Annotated in this window: 9 protein-coding genes, 2 tRNA genes and 3 rRNA genes; 1 reads left to right on the top strand and 13 read right to left on the bottom strand. The window is 58.1% G+C overall.

The window, feature by feature from the left end:
* Positions 1 to 13: 13 nt before the first annotated feature.
* From fkpB to murJ, 5 genes are all read right to left on the bottom strand, one after another.
* Positions 14 to 451: an FKBP-type peptidyl-prolyl cis-trans isomerase gene (fkpB, locus tag DJ563_RS17835; protein WP_033701461.1), complete on the bottom strand. Its 438-nt coding sequence runs from the start codon at positions 449 to 451 to the stop codon at positions 14 to 16.
* Positions 444 to 959, bottom strand: a complete 516-nt coding sequence (lspA, locus tag DJ563_RS17840; protein WP_019473244.1) for a signal peptidase II — start codon at positions 957 to 959, stop codon at positions 444 to 446. The genes fkpB and lspA overlap by 8 nt, the downstream gene beginning before the upstream one ends.
* Entirely contained in the window at positions 952 to 3,783 is a 2,832-nt protein-coding gene (gene ileS, locus DJ563_RS17845) for an isoleucine--tRNA ligase (protein ID WP_156310587.1), read from the bottom strand. Before ileS ends, lspA begins: the two co-directional genes overlap by 8 nt.
* Complete coding sequence (ribF, locus tag DJ563_RS17850) at positions 3,780 to 4,730, bottom strand: bifunctional riboflavin kinase/FAD synthetase (protein ID WP_033701465.1); 951 nt, start codon at positions 4,728 to 4,730, stop codon at positions 3,780 to 3,782. The genes ileS and ribF overlap by 4 nt, the downstream gene beginning before the upstream one ends.
* 118 nt (positions 4,731 to 4,848) lie before the next feature.
* The gene (murJ, locus tag DJ563_RS17855; protein WP_274099830.1) at positions 4,849 to 6,387 is read right to left on the bottom strand and encodes a murein biosynthesis integral membrane protein MurJ; all 1,539 of its coding nucleotides are present in this window, start codon (positions 6,385 to 6,387) and stop codon (positions 4,849 to 4,851) included.
* A gap of 248 nt (positions 6,388 to 6,635) precedes the next feature.
* Here murJ and rpsT point away from each other — a divergent pair, with 248 nt between their 5' ends.
* The gene (rpsT, locus tag DJ563_RS17860; RefSeq protein ID WP_003247625.1) at positions 6,636 to 6,914 is read left to right on the top strand and encodes a 30S ribosomal protein S20; all 279 of its coding nucleotides are present in this window, start codon (positions 6,636 to 6,638) and stop codon (positions 6,912 to 6,914) included.
* A 116-nt stretch (positions 6,915 to 7,030) separates the two neighbouring features.
* On the opposite strand, the gene DJ563_RS17865 is transcribed toward rpsT, so the two are convergent.
* From DJ563_RS17865 to DJ563_RS17900, 8 genes are all read right to left on the bottom strand, one after another.
* The gene (locus DJ563_RS17865; RefSeq protein ID WP_434518110.1) at positions 7,031 to 9,331 is read right to left on the bottom strand and encodes an MlaD family protein; all 2,301 of its coding nucleotides are present in this window, start codon (positions 9,329 to 9,331) and stop codon (positions 7,031 to 7,033) included.
* Positions 9,324 to 9,947 (bottom strand): paraquat-inducible protein A, encoded by a 624-nt coding sequence (locus DJ563_RS17870; protein ID WP_033701470.1) that lies wholly within the window; start codon positions 9,945 to 9,947, stop codon positions 9,324 to 9,326. The genes DJ563_RS17865 and DJ563_RS17870 overlap by 8 nt, the downstream gene beginning before the upstream one ends.
* Positions 9,934 to 10,593 carry a paraquat-inducible protein A gene (locus DJ563_RS17875; RefSeq protein ID WP_033701471.1) on the bottom strand — a complete coding sequence of 220 codons (660 nt, stop codon included), beginning with the start codon at positions 10,591 to 10,593 and terminating at the stop codon, positions 9,934 to 9,936. Before DJ563_RS17875 ends, DJ563_RS17870 begins: the two co-directional genes overlap by 14 nt.
* A 150-nt stretch (positions 10,594 to 10,743) precedes the next feature.
* Positions 10,744 to 10,859, bottom strand: a 5S ribosomal RNA gene (gene rrf / locus DJ563_RS17880).
* Positions 10,860 to 10,991: 132 nt separating this feature from the next.
* Positions 10,992 to 13,883 (bottom strand): 23S ribosomal RNA (locus tag DJ563_RS17885).
* Between the two features lie 244 nt (positions 13,884 to 14,127).
* Positions 14,128 to 14,203 (bottom strand) — tRNA-Ala (locus tag DJ563_RS17890).
* 26 nt (positions 14,204 to 14,229) lie between these two features.
* Positions 14,230 to 14,306 (bottom strand) — tRNA-Ile (locus DJ563_RS17895).
* Positions 14,307 to 14,392: 86 nt separating this feature from the next.
* Positions 14,393 to 15,929 (bottom strand): 16S ribosomal RNA (locus DJ563_RS17900).
* Together the 16S, 23S and 5S rRNA genes with 2 tRNA genes alongside form the textbook arrangement of a ribosomal RNA operon.
* Between the last annotated feature and the right edge of the window lie 701 nt (positions 15,930 to 16,630).

Raw genomic sequence — 16,630 nt, forward strand, 5'->3', positions numbered from 1 at the left:
CTCGGCTCCAGGCTTACAAGGCCTTCACGTCGAGGATCTGCACCTCGAAGCTCAGGGTCTTGCCAGCCAGTGGGTGATTGAAGTCGATGGTCACCTGCGCGTCATCGAAGGCTTTGACCACGCCCGGCAGCTCGGCGTTTGCGGCGTCGTTGAAGATCACCAGCAGGCCTTCGGACAACTCCATATCGGTGAACTGCGAACGCGGCATGATTTGCACATTCTGCGGGTTCGGCTGGCCGAAGGCGTTTTCCGGGGCCACGGTGACGGTGCGCTTGTCGCCGGCCTTGAAGCCGAACAGCGCGGCTTCGAAACCTGGCAGCAGGTTGCCGTCACCTACCTTGAACACGGCAGGCGACTTGTCGAACGTGCTGTCGACGGTGTCGCCGTTTTCCAGGTGCAGTGCGAAGTGCAGGGTGACTTCGGTATTCTGGCCGATACGGGTGTCAGTCATGGACCGGATCCTCGGACTTCTTGCTCTTGAACATATCCAGCGCCAGCATCACCGCGCCAACGGTGATGGCGCTGTCGGCCACGTTGAAGGCCGGGAAGTAATGGCGGTTTTGCCAGTGCACCAGGATGAAGTCGACCACATGGCCCAGGACGACGCGGTCGTACAGGTTGCCAATGGCGCCACCCAGCACCAGCGCCAGCGCCACGGCCAGCCAGGTTTCGTTGCGCCCCAGGCGCTTGAGCCACACCACCAGTACGGCACTGACCACTACGGCGATCAGGGCGAACAGCCAGCGCTGCCAGCCAGCGCCATCAGCGAGGAAGCTGAAAGCGGCGCCGGTGTTGTAGGCCAAGGTCCAGCTGAAGTAGTCAGGGATGACCACAATCTGCTGGTACATGGTCAGAGCGTTGTTGAAATACAGCTTGGTGGCCTGGTCGAGGACCAGGACCAGCAAGCTCAGCCAAAGCCATGCAAGGCGCCCGAAGCGCCCCACTGCCGGGTTAGGCATAGTGACGCACCTCGCCCGAACCGGTCAGGTTATCAACGCAACGGCTGCAGATTTCCGGGTGCTCCGGGTGGCTGCCGACGTCGGCGCGGAAGTGCCAGCAACGGCCGCACTTGGCATGGCCGGACTTGACCACTTTCAGCTTGAGGCCTTCGACTTCGGTAGCCACGGCGTCAGCCGGTGCCTGCACGAACGGCACCACGCTCGCAGCCGAGGTGATCAGCACGAAGCGCAGCTCGTCGCCCAGCTTGCTCAGGTCGGCGCTCAGGCCTTCGTCGGCGTACAGGGTGACTTCGGCCTGCAGGTTGCCGCCGATGACCTTGGCAGTACGCTGGTTTTCCAGCTCCTTGTTGACCGACGCCTTGACCGCCATGACGCGATCCCAATAGGCACGGTCCAGCTCGGTGCCTTCCGGCAACTCGCTCAGGCCCTGGTACCAGCCGTTGAGCATCACCGACTCGTTGCGCTCGCCCGGCAGGTACTGCCAGATTTCGTCAGCGGTGAAGGCCAGGATGGGTGCGATCCAGCGCACCAGCGCCTCGCTGATGTGGTACAGCGCCGACTGGCACGAACGACGGGCGACACTGTTGGCGCCGGTGGTGTACTGGCGGTCCTTGATGATGTCGAGGTAGAAGCCACCCAGCTCCTGCACGCAGAAGTTGTGGATCTTCGAGTAGACGTTCCAGAAACGGTACTCGCTGTAGTGCTCTTCCAGCTCGCGCTGCAGCAGCAGCGTCCGGTCCACTGCCCAACGGTCCAGGGCCAGCATGTCCTCGGGGGCCAGCAGGTCGCGGGCCGGGTCGAAGCCCGACAGGTTGGAAAGCAGGAAGCGCGCGGTGTTGCGGATACGCCGGTAGGCGTCGGCGCTGCGCTGCAGGATCTGCTCGGAAACCGCCATCTCACCGGAGTAGTCGGTGGCCGAAACCCACAGGCGCAGGATGTCGGCACCCAGGGTGTTGTTGACCTTCTCCGGCTCGATGGTGTTGCCCAGCGACTTGGACATCTTGCGGCCGTTTTCGTCCACGGTGAAGCCGTGGGTCAGCAGCTCGCGGTACGGCGCGTGGTTGTCGATGGCGCAACCGGTCAGCAACGAGGAGTGGAACCAGCCACGGTGCTGGTCGGACCCTTCCAGGTACAGGTCGGCGACCGGGCCGGTGGCGTGGCCGATGTCGTGCGAACCCCGCAGCACGTGCCAGTGGGTGGTGCCAGAGTCGAACCACACGTCCAGGGTGTCGGTGATCTTGTCGTACTGGCCGGCTTCGTCACCGAGCAGTTCGGCGGCGTCCAGCTTGAACCAGGCCTCGATGCCCTCTTGCTCGACGCGCTTGGCCACGGCTTCCATCAGCTCGACGGTGCGTGGGTGCAGCTCGCCGGTCTGCTTGTGCAGGAAGAACGGGATCGGTACACCCCAGTTGCGCTGACGCGAGATGCACCAGTCCGGGCGGTTGGCGATCATCGAATGCAGGCGCGCCTGGCCCCAGGCCGGGACGAACTTGGTTTCTTCGATGGCCTTGAGCGCGCGCTCACGCAACGGCTCGCCGGTGCTTGGCTGCTTGTCCATGCCGACGAACCACTGCGCGGTGGCGCGGTAGATCAGCGGGGTCTTGTGGCGCCAGCAGTGCATGTAGCTGTGGCTGATGGTTTCGGTGTGCATCAGCGCGCCGACTTCGCTCAGCTTCTCGACGATGGCCGGGTTGGCCTTCCAGATGAACTGGCCGCCGAAGAAGTCCAGCGACTCGACGTACACGCCATTGCTCTGCACCGGCGTGAGGATGTCGTCGTTGACCATGCCGTAGCGCTTGCAGGTGACGAAGTCGTCTTCACCGTAGGCGGGCGCGGAGTGAACCACACCGGTACCGGCGCCCAGCTCGACGTAGTCGGCCAGGTAGATCGGCGACAGGCGGTCGTAGAACGGGTGACGGAAGTTGACCAGCTCCAGGGCCGAACCCTGGGCGGTGGCGATGACCGAGCCTTCCAGGTTGTAACGCTTGAGGCACGCCTCGACCAGCTCTTCGGCCAGTACCAGCAGGCGCTCGCCGGTGTCGACCAGGGCGTACTTGAACTCCGGGTGGATGTTCAGCGCCTGGTTGGCCGGGATGGTCCACGGGGTGGTGGTCCAGATCACGATGGCGGCGGGCTTGGCCAGCGAGGCCAGGCCAAAGGCGGCGGCCAGCTTGTCGGCATCGGCGGCCGGGAAGGCCACGTCGATGGTCTGGGATTTCTTGTCGGCGTATTCGACCTCGGCTTCGGCCAGTGCCGAACCGCAATCGAAGCACCAGTTCACAGGCTTGAGGCCCTTGAACACGAAGCCTTGCTTGACCATTTCGGCCAGGGCACGGATTTCACCGGCCTCGTTGGCGAAGTTCATGGTCTTGTAGGGGTTGTCCCAGTCGCCCAGCACACCCAGGCGGATGAACTCGGTCTTCTGCCCTTCGATCTGCTCGGCGGCGTACTCACGGCACAGTTCACGGGTGCGGTCGGCAGACAGGTGCTTGCCGTGGGTGACCTCGACCTTGTGTTCGATCGGCAGGCCATGGCAGTCCCAGCCCGGCACGTAGGGCGCATCGAAGCCCGCCAGGGTCTTGGAACGGACGATCATGTCCTTGAGGATCTTGTTCAGCGCATGACCGATGTGGATCTTGCCGTTGGCATAGGGCGGGCCGTCGTGCAGGACGAACTTCGGACGATCCTTGCCAATTTCGCGCAGCTTCTGGTACAGGCCAATGCTGTCCCAGCGCTGCAGAATCTGCGGTTCGCGCTGAGGCAGGCCGGCCTTCATCGGGAAGGCGGTGTCCGGAAGGTTTAGCGTGGCTTTGTAGTCGGTCATTTCAGGCTCTTCGTTAGCGGTTGAGCGTGCCAATGTGCACGTGCGGCGGCGATGTCCGCGTCGATCGCCGACTTCAGCGCCTCAAGGGAGGCGAATCGCTGCTCTTCACGCAGCTTGTGGTGGAACTCCACCGTCAGACGCCGGCCATACAGGTCACCGGCATAATCCAGAAGATGAATCTCCAGGTGCGGGCGCCCATCACCGGCAACGGTGGGGCGCACGCCGATATTGCCGACACCCGGCCAGGCCTTGCCGTCGATTTCGATGCTGGCCAGGTAAACCCCGGACAGCGGCACGCGGCGGCGCTTGAGCTGGATGTTGGCGGTGGGCGTGCCGAGTTGGCGCGCCAGTTTCTGGCCGTGCAGGACCCGGCCAGTGATGCGGTACGGGCGGCCCAGCAGGTGCTCGGCCAACTCGAAGTTACCTTCGGCCAGGGCCTTGCGCACTTCGGTGCTGCTGACCCGCAGGCCGTCCTGGATTACGGTGTTGGCGGCTTCGACGGTAAACCCGTACTTGTCGCCCGCCTCGACCAGGAAGGCGAAATCGCCCGCGCGGTCGCAGCCGAAGCGGAAGTCGTCGCCCACTTCGAGGTGACGAACGCCCAGGCCGTCGACCAGGATGGCCTTGACGAATTCATCGGCGCTGAGTTTGCTCAGGCGCTGATTGAACGCCAGGCACAACACCCGGTCGATGCCTTCGGCAGCCAGCAGCTCGATTTTGTCGCGCAGCCGCGCCAAGCGCGCCGGCGCGGTATCGGGGGCAAAGTATTCGCGCGGCTGTGGCTCGAAGATCACCACGCAGGTCGGCAGGCCAAGTGCTTGGCCACGCTCGCGCAAACGCGCCAGGATAGCCTGGTGGCCGCGGTGAACCCCGTCGAAGTTGCCAATGGTGGCGACACAGCCCCGGTGCTCGGGGCGCAGGTTGTGAAGACCTCGAACCAGCTGCATAACGCGCTTCTTGCTCATAAAGTGGCCGATTATAACCACACCCGGGCGCCGGTGACAGGCAGCAGCGCCCGGGGGTGACGTGGAATGCGAAAAACCGACGCCTGACGTGCGCTTGGCTTCAGTGCAGGGCCTTGCGGGCGAAATGCCGAGGCCGGAAGCCGCACAGGTACAGGCAGCCGAAATACGTGACGATACCTGCCAGGATCAACGCCCCGAGACGCACGAAGCGCTCGAGCATGCCACCCTGCTCCCAGGCCGGCATATAGTGCATGCCCGCCAGCAATACCGCCGACATCAATGTCACTGCCAACACCAGTTTGAACAGGAACCTGGTCCACCCGGGTTGCGGTTCGAACAGCCCTTGGCTGCGCAGCTTCCAGAACAGCAGGCCGGCATTCAGGCAGGCCCCGAGGCTGATCGCCAGGGCCAGCCCGGCATGTGCCAGCGGGCCGACCAGGGCCAGGTTCAACAATTGGGTGCAGACCAGCGTAAACACCGCGATCTTCACCGGCGTGCGGATATTCTGCTGCGCATAGAAGCCGGGTGCCAGTACCTTGACCAGAATGATCGCCAACAGGCCCACAGAATAGGCGACCAGGGCGCGCTGGGTCATGGCCGCATCGAACGCGCTGAACTTGCCGTACTGGAACAGCGCCACGGTCAGCGGCTCGGCGAGGATGGCCATGGCCAGGGTGCAGGGCAATACCAGCAAAAAGCACAGGCGCAGGCCCCAGTCGAGGATACGTGAGTACTCTTCGCGGTCTTTATTAGCGTAAGTCTTGGCCAGGGTAGGCAGCAGGATGGTGCCCAACGCCACGCCCAGCACGCCGGACGGCAGCTCCATGAGCCGATCGGCGTAGTACATCCACGACACCGAGCCGGCCACCAGGAACGAGGCGAAGATGGTGTTGATGATCAGCGATATCTGGCTGACCGAGACCCCGAGAATCGCCGGCAGCATCTGCTTGAGCACGCGCCATACACCCGTGTCGCGCAGGTTCAGGCGGGGCAGCACGAGCATGCCGATCTTCTTCAGCGCCGGCAGTTGATACACCAGCTGGGCCAGGCCGCCCGCCAGTACACCCCAGCCCAACGCCATGATCGGCGGGTCGAAATACGGCGTGAGTACCACGGCGAAAAAGATCATCGCCACGTTCAGCAAGGTCGGGGTAAACGCCGGGACCGAGAAGCGGTTCCAGGTATTGAGGATCGCACCCGCCAGGGACGACAGCGATATCAGCAATATATAAGGAAACGTCACCCGCAACAGGTCGGTGGTGAGTGCGTATTTTTCGGCACTGTCGACGAACCCTGGCGCGGTCGCCCACACCACCCAAGGCGCGGCAAGGATGCCAACGACGGTGACCAGTGCCAGGACCAGGGTCAGCAGACCGCTGACATAGGCAATGAAGGTACGGGTCGCCTCATCGCCCTGCTGGGTCTTGTACTCGGCCAGGATGGGCACAAAAGCCTGCGAGAACGCACCTTCGGCGAAGATCCGTCGCAGCAGGTTGGGCAACTTGAAGGCGATGAAAAAGGCATCAGTGGCGATGCCGGCACCAAATACACGCGCCAGGATGGTGTCGCGCACAAAGCCCAATACCCTGGAAATCATGGTGATCGAGCTGACCGCAGCCAGAGATTTCAGCAAATTCATCGAAAAGATTCACGTCAGAGACAGAGGACGCTGCAGAGAGCGTTCGAATGTGCGATACTCCCGCGCCTTCGCAGGGGAGCCAAAATTCCCGAGTTTACAGGTCGCGCAGCAGAAAGGAATCTTTCCCTCTTGTTGGCGCACCGCTCGGCGGAACCTTGCAGGTGGCCTTGACATCCGTTCGACTGATCGGCATGATTCGCGGCCTATTTTGTTTGCTATTTACCTAAAGTCTTTCGAGGAGCTCGACGGTGGCCAACACACCTTCCGCCAAGAAACGTGCAAAACAGGCTGAGAAGCGTCGCAGCCACAACGCCAGCCTGCGTTCCATGGTCCGCACCTACATCAAGAATGTAGTTAAAGCCATCGACGCAAAAGACGCTGAAAAAGCGCAAGCCGCTTACGTTCTGGCTGTACCAGTAATCGACCGTATGGCCGATAAAGGTATCATCCACAAGAACAAAGCTGCTCGCCACAAAGGCCGTCTGAATGGCCACATCAAGGCGCTGAAAGAAGCTGCAGCTGCCTAAGCGACATGCTTGTCAAAAAACCGACCCTAGGGTCGGTTTTTTGTTGCCTGCGATTTAACTGTTTACCCGCGCGCTTCTAGCAGGAGCGCCCTTGCCGGGGCGCCCCTCCTGTTGAATCACTTGGCGATCGGGATCTTCGGCGCCCACTGCAGCCACTGATCCTCGGCCTTTTCGAACAGGGCAAAGGTCTGCTGCGGCCGCGCCGGGTTGCCCATCTGCTCGCCATCCGGCGTGGCAAAGGCAATACCGCCATCGATAAGCGTCTCCAGCGATTCGGTACGCACCGTGGCTCCCTTGAACAGCCCCCAATCGAAACCAAACCCGCTGCTGTTCCAGAAGCGGCTGCCACTGCGCACCAAGGCGGCATAGCGCGGCTCGATAAGGATATGTATCAGCACGCGGTCGGCACTCTGGCCCAGCTCGAAGCCTGTCACCTTGCCTACCGCGACCTCACGATAAGTAACCGGCACACCCGGCTTGATCGAGCCGCGCCGCGGGGCGCTGAGCGTCAACGGCAGGCCAACTTCCGGCCCTGCAACCTGCGGGGCATCGGCCAGGGCAATGAAGTCGCGCTGGGTGCCCTTGTCCTTGGCCGCCGGCTGCACTTCCAGGTACTGCCCACCAATCAAGGTGTCGAGGTTTTCGGTGCGCACCAGGCCCAATGCAGGCTTGACCACCCAGAATTGCGTACCGACGCGTGCAATACGCTCCGCAGCTTCGGTAATGCGCGCCCGCAACATCACGGCCTGTAAGTCTGCAGTCAGGTCGACACTTTCGATGCTGCCGACGTCCAGACCACGGAAGCGAATCGGCGTACCTGGCTTCAAGCCGTCGGCTCGGTCCACACGAATGGTGATCAATGTACCCGCCCGGTTAACCGCCTCCTGGCTCTCATGCAGCCGGAAGCGCGGGATATGGCGCTTGAGCACCACATCGGGCCTTGGCGTGTCGAAGGCGATACCACCCGCCATGAGCGTCTGCAGTGACTCGCTTTTGATCTTGATGCCCGACAGACCACCGGTCAGGGTAATGCCACTGACATTCCAGAAGCGCGACGAGCCGTTCACCAGCTTCTCGTACTCCTTCTCGATATGCACACCGATCAGGATGCGGTTGCTGTTACGCGCAAACTGGTAGCTCTGCACGCTGCCCACCTTCACCTGGCGGTACATCACCGGACTACCGATTTCCAGCGAGCCCAGGGTATCGGCGAACAGCACCATGTGCAGGCCCGGCGCCTTCAGGTCAAGCGGCGGCGCCTTGGGCCGTGCCTCGAACTCCCGCAGCGGCTTGTCGCCTTTCTCCCCGGGGCGAATGGCAATGTAGTTACCTTTTACCAAGGCCTCCAGGCCGGTAATGCCCGCCAGCGAAATGGACGGCTTGACCACCCAGAACTGCGTACCTTCGACCAGGTAGTCCTCGGTGAGTGGGTCGAGGGTCAGCTCGGCCATGGCGCTGCCCAGGTTGTCTTCCATCTTCAGCGCTTTCAGCGAGCCGACCTGGATCCCCTTGTACATCACCGGCGTGCGACCGGCCTGCAGGCCTTCGTAGTCACTCAGCTTGACCTTGATGCGGATACCGGCCTGGGCTGCATCGAAGTCTTCATACAGGCGAAACGGCAGGCTGGGGTCGGTTGGCGGGCTGTCCTTGCGGTATTCCGGCGTCGCAAAGGCAATACCGCCGGCGACGATGCTCGACAGCGACTCGCTGCGCACCTTCACGCCCGACAGGCTGGCATCGATACTGATACCGCTGGCATTCCAGAAACGCGTGTGTTTGCGCACCAGGCTGGCGTAGGCCGGCTGGATAAACACTTTGATCTCGACAGTGTCCTGGTCATCGGAAAGCCGGTAACTCTTCACCCGGCCGACCTGGATCTGTTTATAGAACACAGGGCTGTCGCGATTGAGCGAACCCAGCCGTTCGGCCTTGAGTGTCAGGTGCAAGCCCGGCTCACTGTCAGACAAGGGCGGCGCCGTAGACAAGGCCTTGAAGCGCTTGGCCTTCTCCCCTTCGCCAGGGCTGACGGCGATGTAGTTACCCGAGACCAGGGTTTCCAGGCCGGAAATACCCGCCAGGCTGACGCTTGGCTTGACCAGCCAGAAGCGCGTCCCGGTAGTCAGGTGCGGCTCGGCTGCCTTGTTCATTTCAATGGTGGCAATCACACCCTGGTTGGCACCCTTGGCATCCAGCACCAACGCCGTCACCTTGCCGACAGGCATGCCCTTGTAGATGACTTCGGTCTTGTTGGCGACGATCCCTTCACCCGTGGTAAAGCGAACCTCGATTTCTACACCCGCATCACGGTAGGCCTGCCATGCCAGCCAGCCCCCGATCATCAACGCGATCAGCGGCAGGATCCAGATGGCCGACCAGTTCGAAGCTGGGCGGGTTTTTGCCGTAGGCAGGTCACTCATGGTCGTCATCCGACTCCGTGTTATCCCAAATCAGTCGGGGATCGAAAGTTAAAGCAGCAAGCATCGTCAGAATCACCACACTGGCGAAGGCGACAGCGCCCAGGTTGGCTTCGACACTGGCTATTCGCCCGAAATTCACCACCGCCACCAGGATGGCGATGACGAAGATATCGAGCATGGACCAGCGCCCAATGAATTCGATAAAGCGGTACATCAGGATCCGTTGGCGCGCCGAAAGCGGCTGGCGGCGCTGAACCGAGTACAGCAACAAGCCAATACCCACCAGTTTGAAGGTAGGTACCAGAATACTGGCGATGAACACCACGGCAGCGATGGGCACCATGCCGTGCTTGAGCAGGGTAATGACGCCGGACATGATGGTATCGGGGCTACCCTGACCAAGGGTGCTGACAGTCATGATCGGCAACAGGTTGGCAGGGATATAGAGAATGGAGGCCGCAATCAGCAACGCCCAGGTACGCACGATGCTGTTCGGCCGACGGCCATGCACAATGGCCCCACAGCGCGTACACGTCTGCGAGGCGCTGTCGGCCTCCTGCCTGTTCAATTGGTGACACTCATTGCAGACCAGGATGCCTGCATCAATCGCCCGCATGGAGATCCTCCCCCGAAAGCGCACTCCAGATCTGATGCGGTGACATCACCACTTCGAGCCATACCTGAATCAACAGCAGACTGATGAAACAGAACAGCCCCAACCCCACGGTCAGTTCAGCCAGGTCCACCAGTTTGACGATCGCAACCAGCACGCCCATGAAGTAGACCTCGAGCATGCCCCAGTCGCGCAAGTGGTGATAGATGCGGTAGAACAACAGGCCATAGCTGCGGCCTACATCCAGCCGAATGCTCAGCAGTACCGCCAACTGGCACAGCAGCTTTGCCAAAGGAATGGCCATGCTGCACAGGAAGACCACCACGGCCACGCCGCGCATTTGTGAATTGTACAGGCCCACTACCCCGCTCCAGACCGTGTCGTCCGAAGTCTGGCCAAGCAGGTGCAGCTGCATGATCGGCAGAAAGTTGGCTGGCACGAAAAGCAGTAATGCCGTCAGTACCAGGGCCAGGCTGCGGTTGACCACATTGTGCCGGTGGGCGTAAAGCTCATAACCGCAGCGCGGGCACAGGGCTTTTTCATCGTGCTGCAGCACTGGCTTGCGCAGCAACAGGTCGCATTCGTGACAAGCAACGAGTTCGTCCAGCGGCAAGTGGGCCAGTGCTTCGGGTTCGACAGGGTTGGGCATATCGAGCTTCTGAAAGGATGCGTGGGCTCTATTCTAGTGATCTGGCTCGAAATGTGGGAGGCGACTATTGACCGGTTTGAGCCCGGTTTTTGTGCGAGACAAAGACAAAACCCCTACCTGCTTGCGCAGATAGGGGTTTTGCGAAATGAATCTTGACGATGACCTACTCTCACATGGGGAGACCCCACACTACCATCGGCGATGCATCGTTTCACTACTGAGTTCGGGATGGGATCAGGTGGTTCCAATGCTCTATGGTCGTCAAGAAATTCTGTTGCCAGAACGTCCAGATGGACAGCCCAGCGAATTCGGATATGTGATTTGTGATGGGCATTCGAACTTTCGGTTCGTGTGTCTTCACCACCGCAATCTGCATGAGCAAATTGCTTGGGTGTTATATGGTCAAGCCTCACGGGCAATTAGTATTGGTTAGCTCAACGCCTCACAGCGCTTACACACCCAACCTATCAACGTCGTAGTCTTCGACGGCCCTTCAGGGGATTCTAGATCCCAGTGAGATCTCATCTTGAGGCAAGTTTCCCGCTTAGATGCTTTCAGCGGTTATCTCTTCCGAACATAGCTACCCGGCAATGCCACTGGCGTGACAACCGGAACACCAGAGGTTCGTCCACTCCGGTCCTCTCGTACTAGGAGCAGCCCCTCTCAAATCTCAAACGTCCACGGCAGATAGGGACCGAACTGTCTCACGACGTTCTAAACCCAGCTCGCGTACCACTTTAAATGGCGAACAGCCATACCCTTGGGACCGGCTTCAGCCCCAGGATGTGATGAGCCGACATCGAGGTGCCAAACACCGCCGTCGATATGAACTCTTGGGCGGTATCAGCCTGTTATCCCCGGAGTACCTTTTATCCGTTGAGCGATGGCCCTTCCATACAGAACCACCGGATCACTAAGACCTACTTTCGTACCTGCTCGACGTGTTTGTCTCGCAGTCAAGCGCGCTTTTGCCTTTATACTCTACGACCGATTTCCGACCGGTCTGAGCGCACCTTCGTACTCCTCCGTTACTCTTTGGGAGGAGACCGCCCCAGTCAAACTACCCACCATACACTGTCCTCGATCCGGATAACGGACCTGAGTTAGAACCTCAAAGTTGCCAGGGTGGTATTTCAAGGATGGCTCCATGAGAACTGGCGTCCCCACTTCAAAGCCTCCCACCTATCCTACACAAGCAAATTCAAAGTCCAGTGCAAAGCTATAGTAAAGGTTCACGGGGTCTTTCCGTCTAGCCGCGGATACACTGCATCTTCACAGCGATTTCAATTTCACTGAGTCTCGGGTGGAGACAGCGCCGCCATCGTTACGCCATTCGTGCAGGTCGGAACTTACCCGACAAGGAATTTCGCTACCTTAGGACCGTTATAGTTACGGCCGCCGTTTACCGGGGCTTCGATCAAGAGCTTCGCTTGCGCTAACCCCATCAATTAACCTTCCGGCACCGGGCAGGCGTCACACCCTATACGTCCACTTTCGTGTTTGCAGAGTGCTGTGTTTTTAATAAACAGTCGCAGCGGCCTGGTATCTTCGACCGGCATGGGCTTACGGAGCAAGTCCTTAACCCTCGCCGGCGCACCTTCTCCCGAAGTTACGGTGCCATTTTGCCTAGTTCCTTCACCCGAGTTCTCTCAAGCGCCTTGGTATTCTCTACCTAACCACCTGTGTCGGTTTGGGGTACGGTTCCCAGTTATCTGAAGCTTAGGAGCTTTTCTTGGAAGCATGGCATCAACCACTTCGTCGCCTAATGGCAACTCGTCATCAGCTCTCGGCCTTGAAATCCCGGATTTGCCTAAGATTTCAGCCTACCACCTTAAACTTGGACAACCAACGCCAAGCTGGCCTAGCCTTCTCCGTCCCTCCATCGCAATAACTGCAAGTACAGGAATATTAACCTGTTTTCCATCGACTACGCTTTTCAGCCTCGCCTTAGGGACCGACTAACCCTGCGTCGATTAACGTTGCGCAGGAAACCTTGGTCTTTCGGCGTGGGAGTTTTTCACTCCCATTGTCGTTACTCATGTCAGCATTCGCACTTCTGATACCTCCAGCAAGCTTCTCAACTCACCTTCACAGGCTTACAGAACGCTCCTCTACCGCATCATCATAAGATGATACCCGTAGCTTCGGTGCATGGTTTGAGCCCCGTTACATCTTCCGCGCAGGCCGACTCGACTAGTGAGCTATTACGCTTTCTTTAAAGGGTGGCTGCTTCTAAGCCAACCTCCTAGCTGTCTAAGCCTTCCCACATCGTTTCCCACTTAACCATGACTTTGGGACCTTAGCTGACGGTCTGGGTTGTTTCCCTTTTCACGACGGACGTTAGCACCCGCCGTGTGTCTCCCATGCTCGGCACTTGTAGGTATTCGGAGTTTGCATCGGTTTGGTAAGTCGGGATGACCCCCTAGCCGAAACAGTGCTCTACCCCCTACAGTGATACATGAGGCGCTACCTAAATAGCTTTCGAGGAGAACCAGCTATCTCCGAGCTTGATTAGCCTTTCACTCCGATCCACAGGTCATCCGCTAACTTTTCAACGGTAGTCGGTTCGGTCCTCCAGTCAGTGTTACCTAACCTTCAACCTGCCCATGGATAGATCGCCCGGTTTCGGGTCTATACCCAGCGACTAAACGCCCTATTAAGACTCGCTTTCGCTACGCCTCCCCTATTCGGTTAAGCTCGCCACTGAATATAAGTCGCTGACCCATTATACAAAAGGTACGCAGTCACCTAACAAGTAGGCTCCCACTGCTTGTACGCATACGGTTTCAGGATCTATTTCACTCCCCTCTCCGGGGTTCTTTTCGCCTTTCCCTCACGGTACTAGTTCACTATCGGTCAGTCAGTAGTATTTAGCCTTGGAGGATGGTCCCCCCATATTCAGACAAAGTTTCTCGTGCTCCGTCCTACTCGATTTCATTGATAAGAGATTTTCGTGTACGGGGCTATCACCCACTATGGCCGCACTTTCCAGAGCGTTCCACTAATCTCAAACCAACTTAAGGGCTGGTCCCCGTTCGCTCGCCACTACTAAGGGAATCTCGGTTGATTTCTTTTCCTCAGGGTACTTAGATGTTTCAGTTCCCCTGGTTCGCCTCTTGCACCTATGTATTCAGTACAAGATACTCAGCTTATGCTGAGTGGGTTCCCCCATTCAGAGATCTCTGGATCACAGTCTGTTTGCCGACTCCCCAAAGCTTATCGCAGGCTACCACGTCTTTCATCGCCTCTGACTGCCAAGGCATCCACCGTATGCGCTTCTTCACTTGACCATATAACCCCAAGCAATCTGGTTATACTGTGAAGACGACATTCGCCGAAAATTCGCATGCTGCTCGATTAAGAGCAAATCACAAATTTTACCTTAGCCTGATCCACTACCAGTGAAAGTAGTGTTCAGTCTATTTCTATCACATATCCGAATTTTTAAAGAACGATCTGACAAAAGCCAGAAATCAACATTCATCACCGAATGTTCATTTCTAAGTTCTGAGCAGTGCTGCGAAACCTGAAGAGTGGTGGAGCCAAGCGGGATCGAACCGCTGACCTCCTGCGTGCAAGGCAGGCGCTCTCCCAGCTGAGCTATGGCCCCGTATTTTGTAGGCCGCACCAAGTAATTGGTAGGTCTGGGCAGATTTGAACTGCCGACCTCACCCTTATCAGGGGTGCGCTCTAACCAACTGAGCTACAGACCTATAACAGGGTCGCGTTACAGCATCGTCTTTATACAAAGAATCAAGCAATTCGTGTGGGAGCTCGTCAGCAGGCTGATGTCGTCGATTAAGGAGGTGATCCAGCCGCAGGTTCCCCTACGGCTACCTTGTTACGACTTCACCCCAGTCATGAATCACACCGTGGTAACCGTCCTCCCGAAGGTTAGACTAGCTACTTCTGGTGCAACCCACTCCCATGGTGTGACGGGCGGTGTGTACAAGGCCCGGGAACGTATTCACCGCGACATTCTGATTCGCGATTACTAGCGATTCCGACTTCACGCAGTCGAGTTGCAGACTGCGATCCGGACTACGATCGGTTTTGTGAGATTAGCTCCACCTCGCGGCTTGGCAACCCTCTGTACCGACCATTGTAGCACGTGTGTAGCCCAGGCCGTAAGGGCCATGATGACTTGACGTCATCCCCACCTTCCTCCGGTTTGTCACCGGCAGTCTCCTTAGAGTGCCCACCATAACGTGCTGGTAACTAAGGACAAGGGTTGCGCTCGTTACGGGACTTAACCCAACATCTCACGACACGAGCTGACGACAGCCATGCAGCACCTGTGTCAGAGTTCCCGAAGGCACCAATCCATCTCTGGAAAGTTCTCTGCATGTCAAGGCCTGGTAAGGTTCTTCGCGTTGCTTCGAATTAAACCACATGCTCCACCGCTTGTGCGGGCCCCCGTCAATTCATTTGAGTTTTAACCTTGCGGCCGTACTCCCCAGGCGGTCAACTTAATGCGTTAGCTGCGCCACTAAAATCTCAAGGATTCCAACGGCTAGTTGACATCGTTTACGGCGTGGACTACCAGGGTATCTAATCCTGTTTGCTCCCCACGCTTTCGCACCTCAGTGTCAGTATCAGTCCAGGTGGTCGCCTTCGCCACTGGTGTTCCTTCCTATATCTACGCATTTCACCGCTACACAGGAAATTCCACCACCCTCTACCGTACTCTAGCTTGCCAGTTTTGGATGCAGTTCCCAGGTTGAGCCCGGGGCTTTCACATTCAACTTAACAAACCACCTACGCGCGCTTTACGCCCAGTAATTCCGATTAACGCTTGCACCCTCTGTATTACCGCGGCTGCTGGCACAGAGTTAGCCGGTGCTTATTCTGTCGGTAACGTCAAAACAGCAAGGTATTCGCTTACTGCCCTTCCTCCCAACTTAAAGTGCTTTACAATCCGAAGACCTTCTTCACACACGCGGCATGGCTGGATCAGGCTTTCGCCCATTGTCCAATATTCCCCACTGCTGCCTCCCGTAGGAGTCTGGACCGTGTCTCAGTTCCAGTGTGACTGATCATCCTCTCAGACCAGTTACGGATCGTCGCCTTGGTGAGCCATTACCCCACCAACTAGCTAATCCGACCTAGGCTCATCTGATAGCGCAAGGCCCGAAGGTCCCCTGCTTTCTCCCGTAGGACGTATGCGGTATTAGCGTCCCTTTCGAAACGTTGTCCCCCACTATCAGGCAGATTCCTAGGCATTACTCACCCGTCCGCCGCTGAATCGAAGAGCAAGCTCTTCTCATCCGCTCGACTTGCATGTGTTAGGCCTGCCGCCAGCGTTCAATCTGAGCCATGATCAAACTCTTCAGTTCAATACTGCTTGGGTTTTTAAGAAACCCTAAACTTGGCTCAGCAATCTCAAATGACTATGTGATTTCTCGCATGGTCACTTGTGATGCTGATAATCTTTGTGACTATCAGTCCATACTCACAAGCACCCACACGAATTGCTTGATTCAATTTGTTAAAGAGCGGTTGGCTAAGAGCTTTTCGTCTCAACCGAGGGGCGCATTCTACGCTTTCCTCATTTGCTGTCAAGCGTTTATTTTGAAGTTTTTTGCGAGAAACTCGTTTAGCTTCAAACACTTGACTCGCTGCGATCTCTCGTAGCGGGAGGCGAATCATACAGCGTTTAGAAGCGCTGTCAACCACCATCTTAACCGCTGACGATCTTTCGATCGGAGCACTTCCATCACTACCTGGCTCGATCAACCCTTTGAATCTCAAGGAGTTTTTCGTTCCGACTACGCTGGAAGTGGGGCGCATTATAAGGGGATTCGAAATCGCGTCAACCCTTAATTTCAAGAAAGTGACATTTAGAGGGTGTATGGACCGAATACAAGGCTGACAGGTGCCCGCCATTACCCTTTCGGCGCCTATGAGATCGAGCGCCGCCCGCGCGGCGCATCGCGAGCGAGCTCGCTCCTACATTTGTTTCGGGCCAGTTATTCCTGAGGGATAGGCGCGCGGCGCCTTGGTGCCTGTCTCGATATAGAAAACGGGGAGGCCTTCC

Origin of the sequence: Pseudomonas sp. NFX1, from assembly GCF_051123555.1 — a bacterium.
Lineage (GTDB): Bacteria > Pseudomonadota > Gammaproteobacteria > Pseudomonadales > Pseudomonadaceae > Aquipseudomonas > Aquipseudomonas capeferrum.

Bases quoted from the DNA above. Each gene is read 5' to 3' on its own strand.
- murJ (WP_274099830.1), bottom strand. From the start codon at position 6,387: ATGAATTTGCTGAAATCTCTGGCTGCGGTCAGCTCGATCACCATGATT.
- lspA (WP_019473244.1), bottom strand. From the start codon at position 959: ATGCCTAACCCGGCAGTGGGGCGCTTCGGGCGCCTTGCATGGCTTTGG.
- DJ563_RS17875 (WP_033701471.1), bottom strand. From the start codon at position 10,593: ATGCCCAACCCTGTCGAACCCGAAGCACTGGCCCACTTGCCGCTGGAC.
- ileS (WP_156310587.1), bottom strand. From the start codon at position 3,783: ATGACCGACTACAAAGCCACGCTAAACCTTCCGGACACCGCCTTCCCG.
- DJ563_RS17870 (WP_033701470.1), bottom strand. From the start codon at position 9,947: ATGCGGGCGATTGATGCAGGCATCCTGGTCTGCAATGAGTGTCACCAA.
- DJ563_RS17865 (WP_434518110.1), bottom strand. From the start codon at position 9,331: ATGAGTGACCTGCCTACGGCAAAAACCCGCCCAGCTTCGAACTGGTCG.
- fkpB (WP_033701461.1), bottom strand. From the start codon at position 451: ATGACTGACACCCGTATCGGCCAGAATACCGAAGTCACCCTGCACTTC.
- ribF (WP_033701465.1), bottom strand. From the start codon at position 4,730: ATGCAGCTGGTTCGAGGTCTTCACAACCTGCGCCCCGAGCACCGGGGC.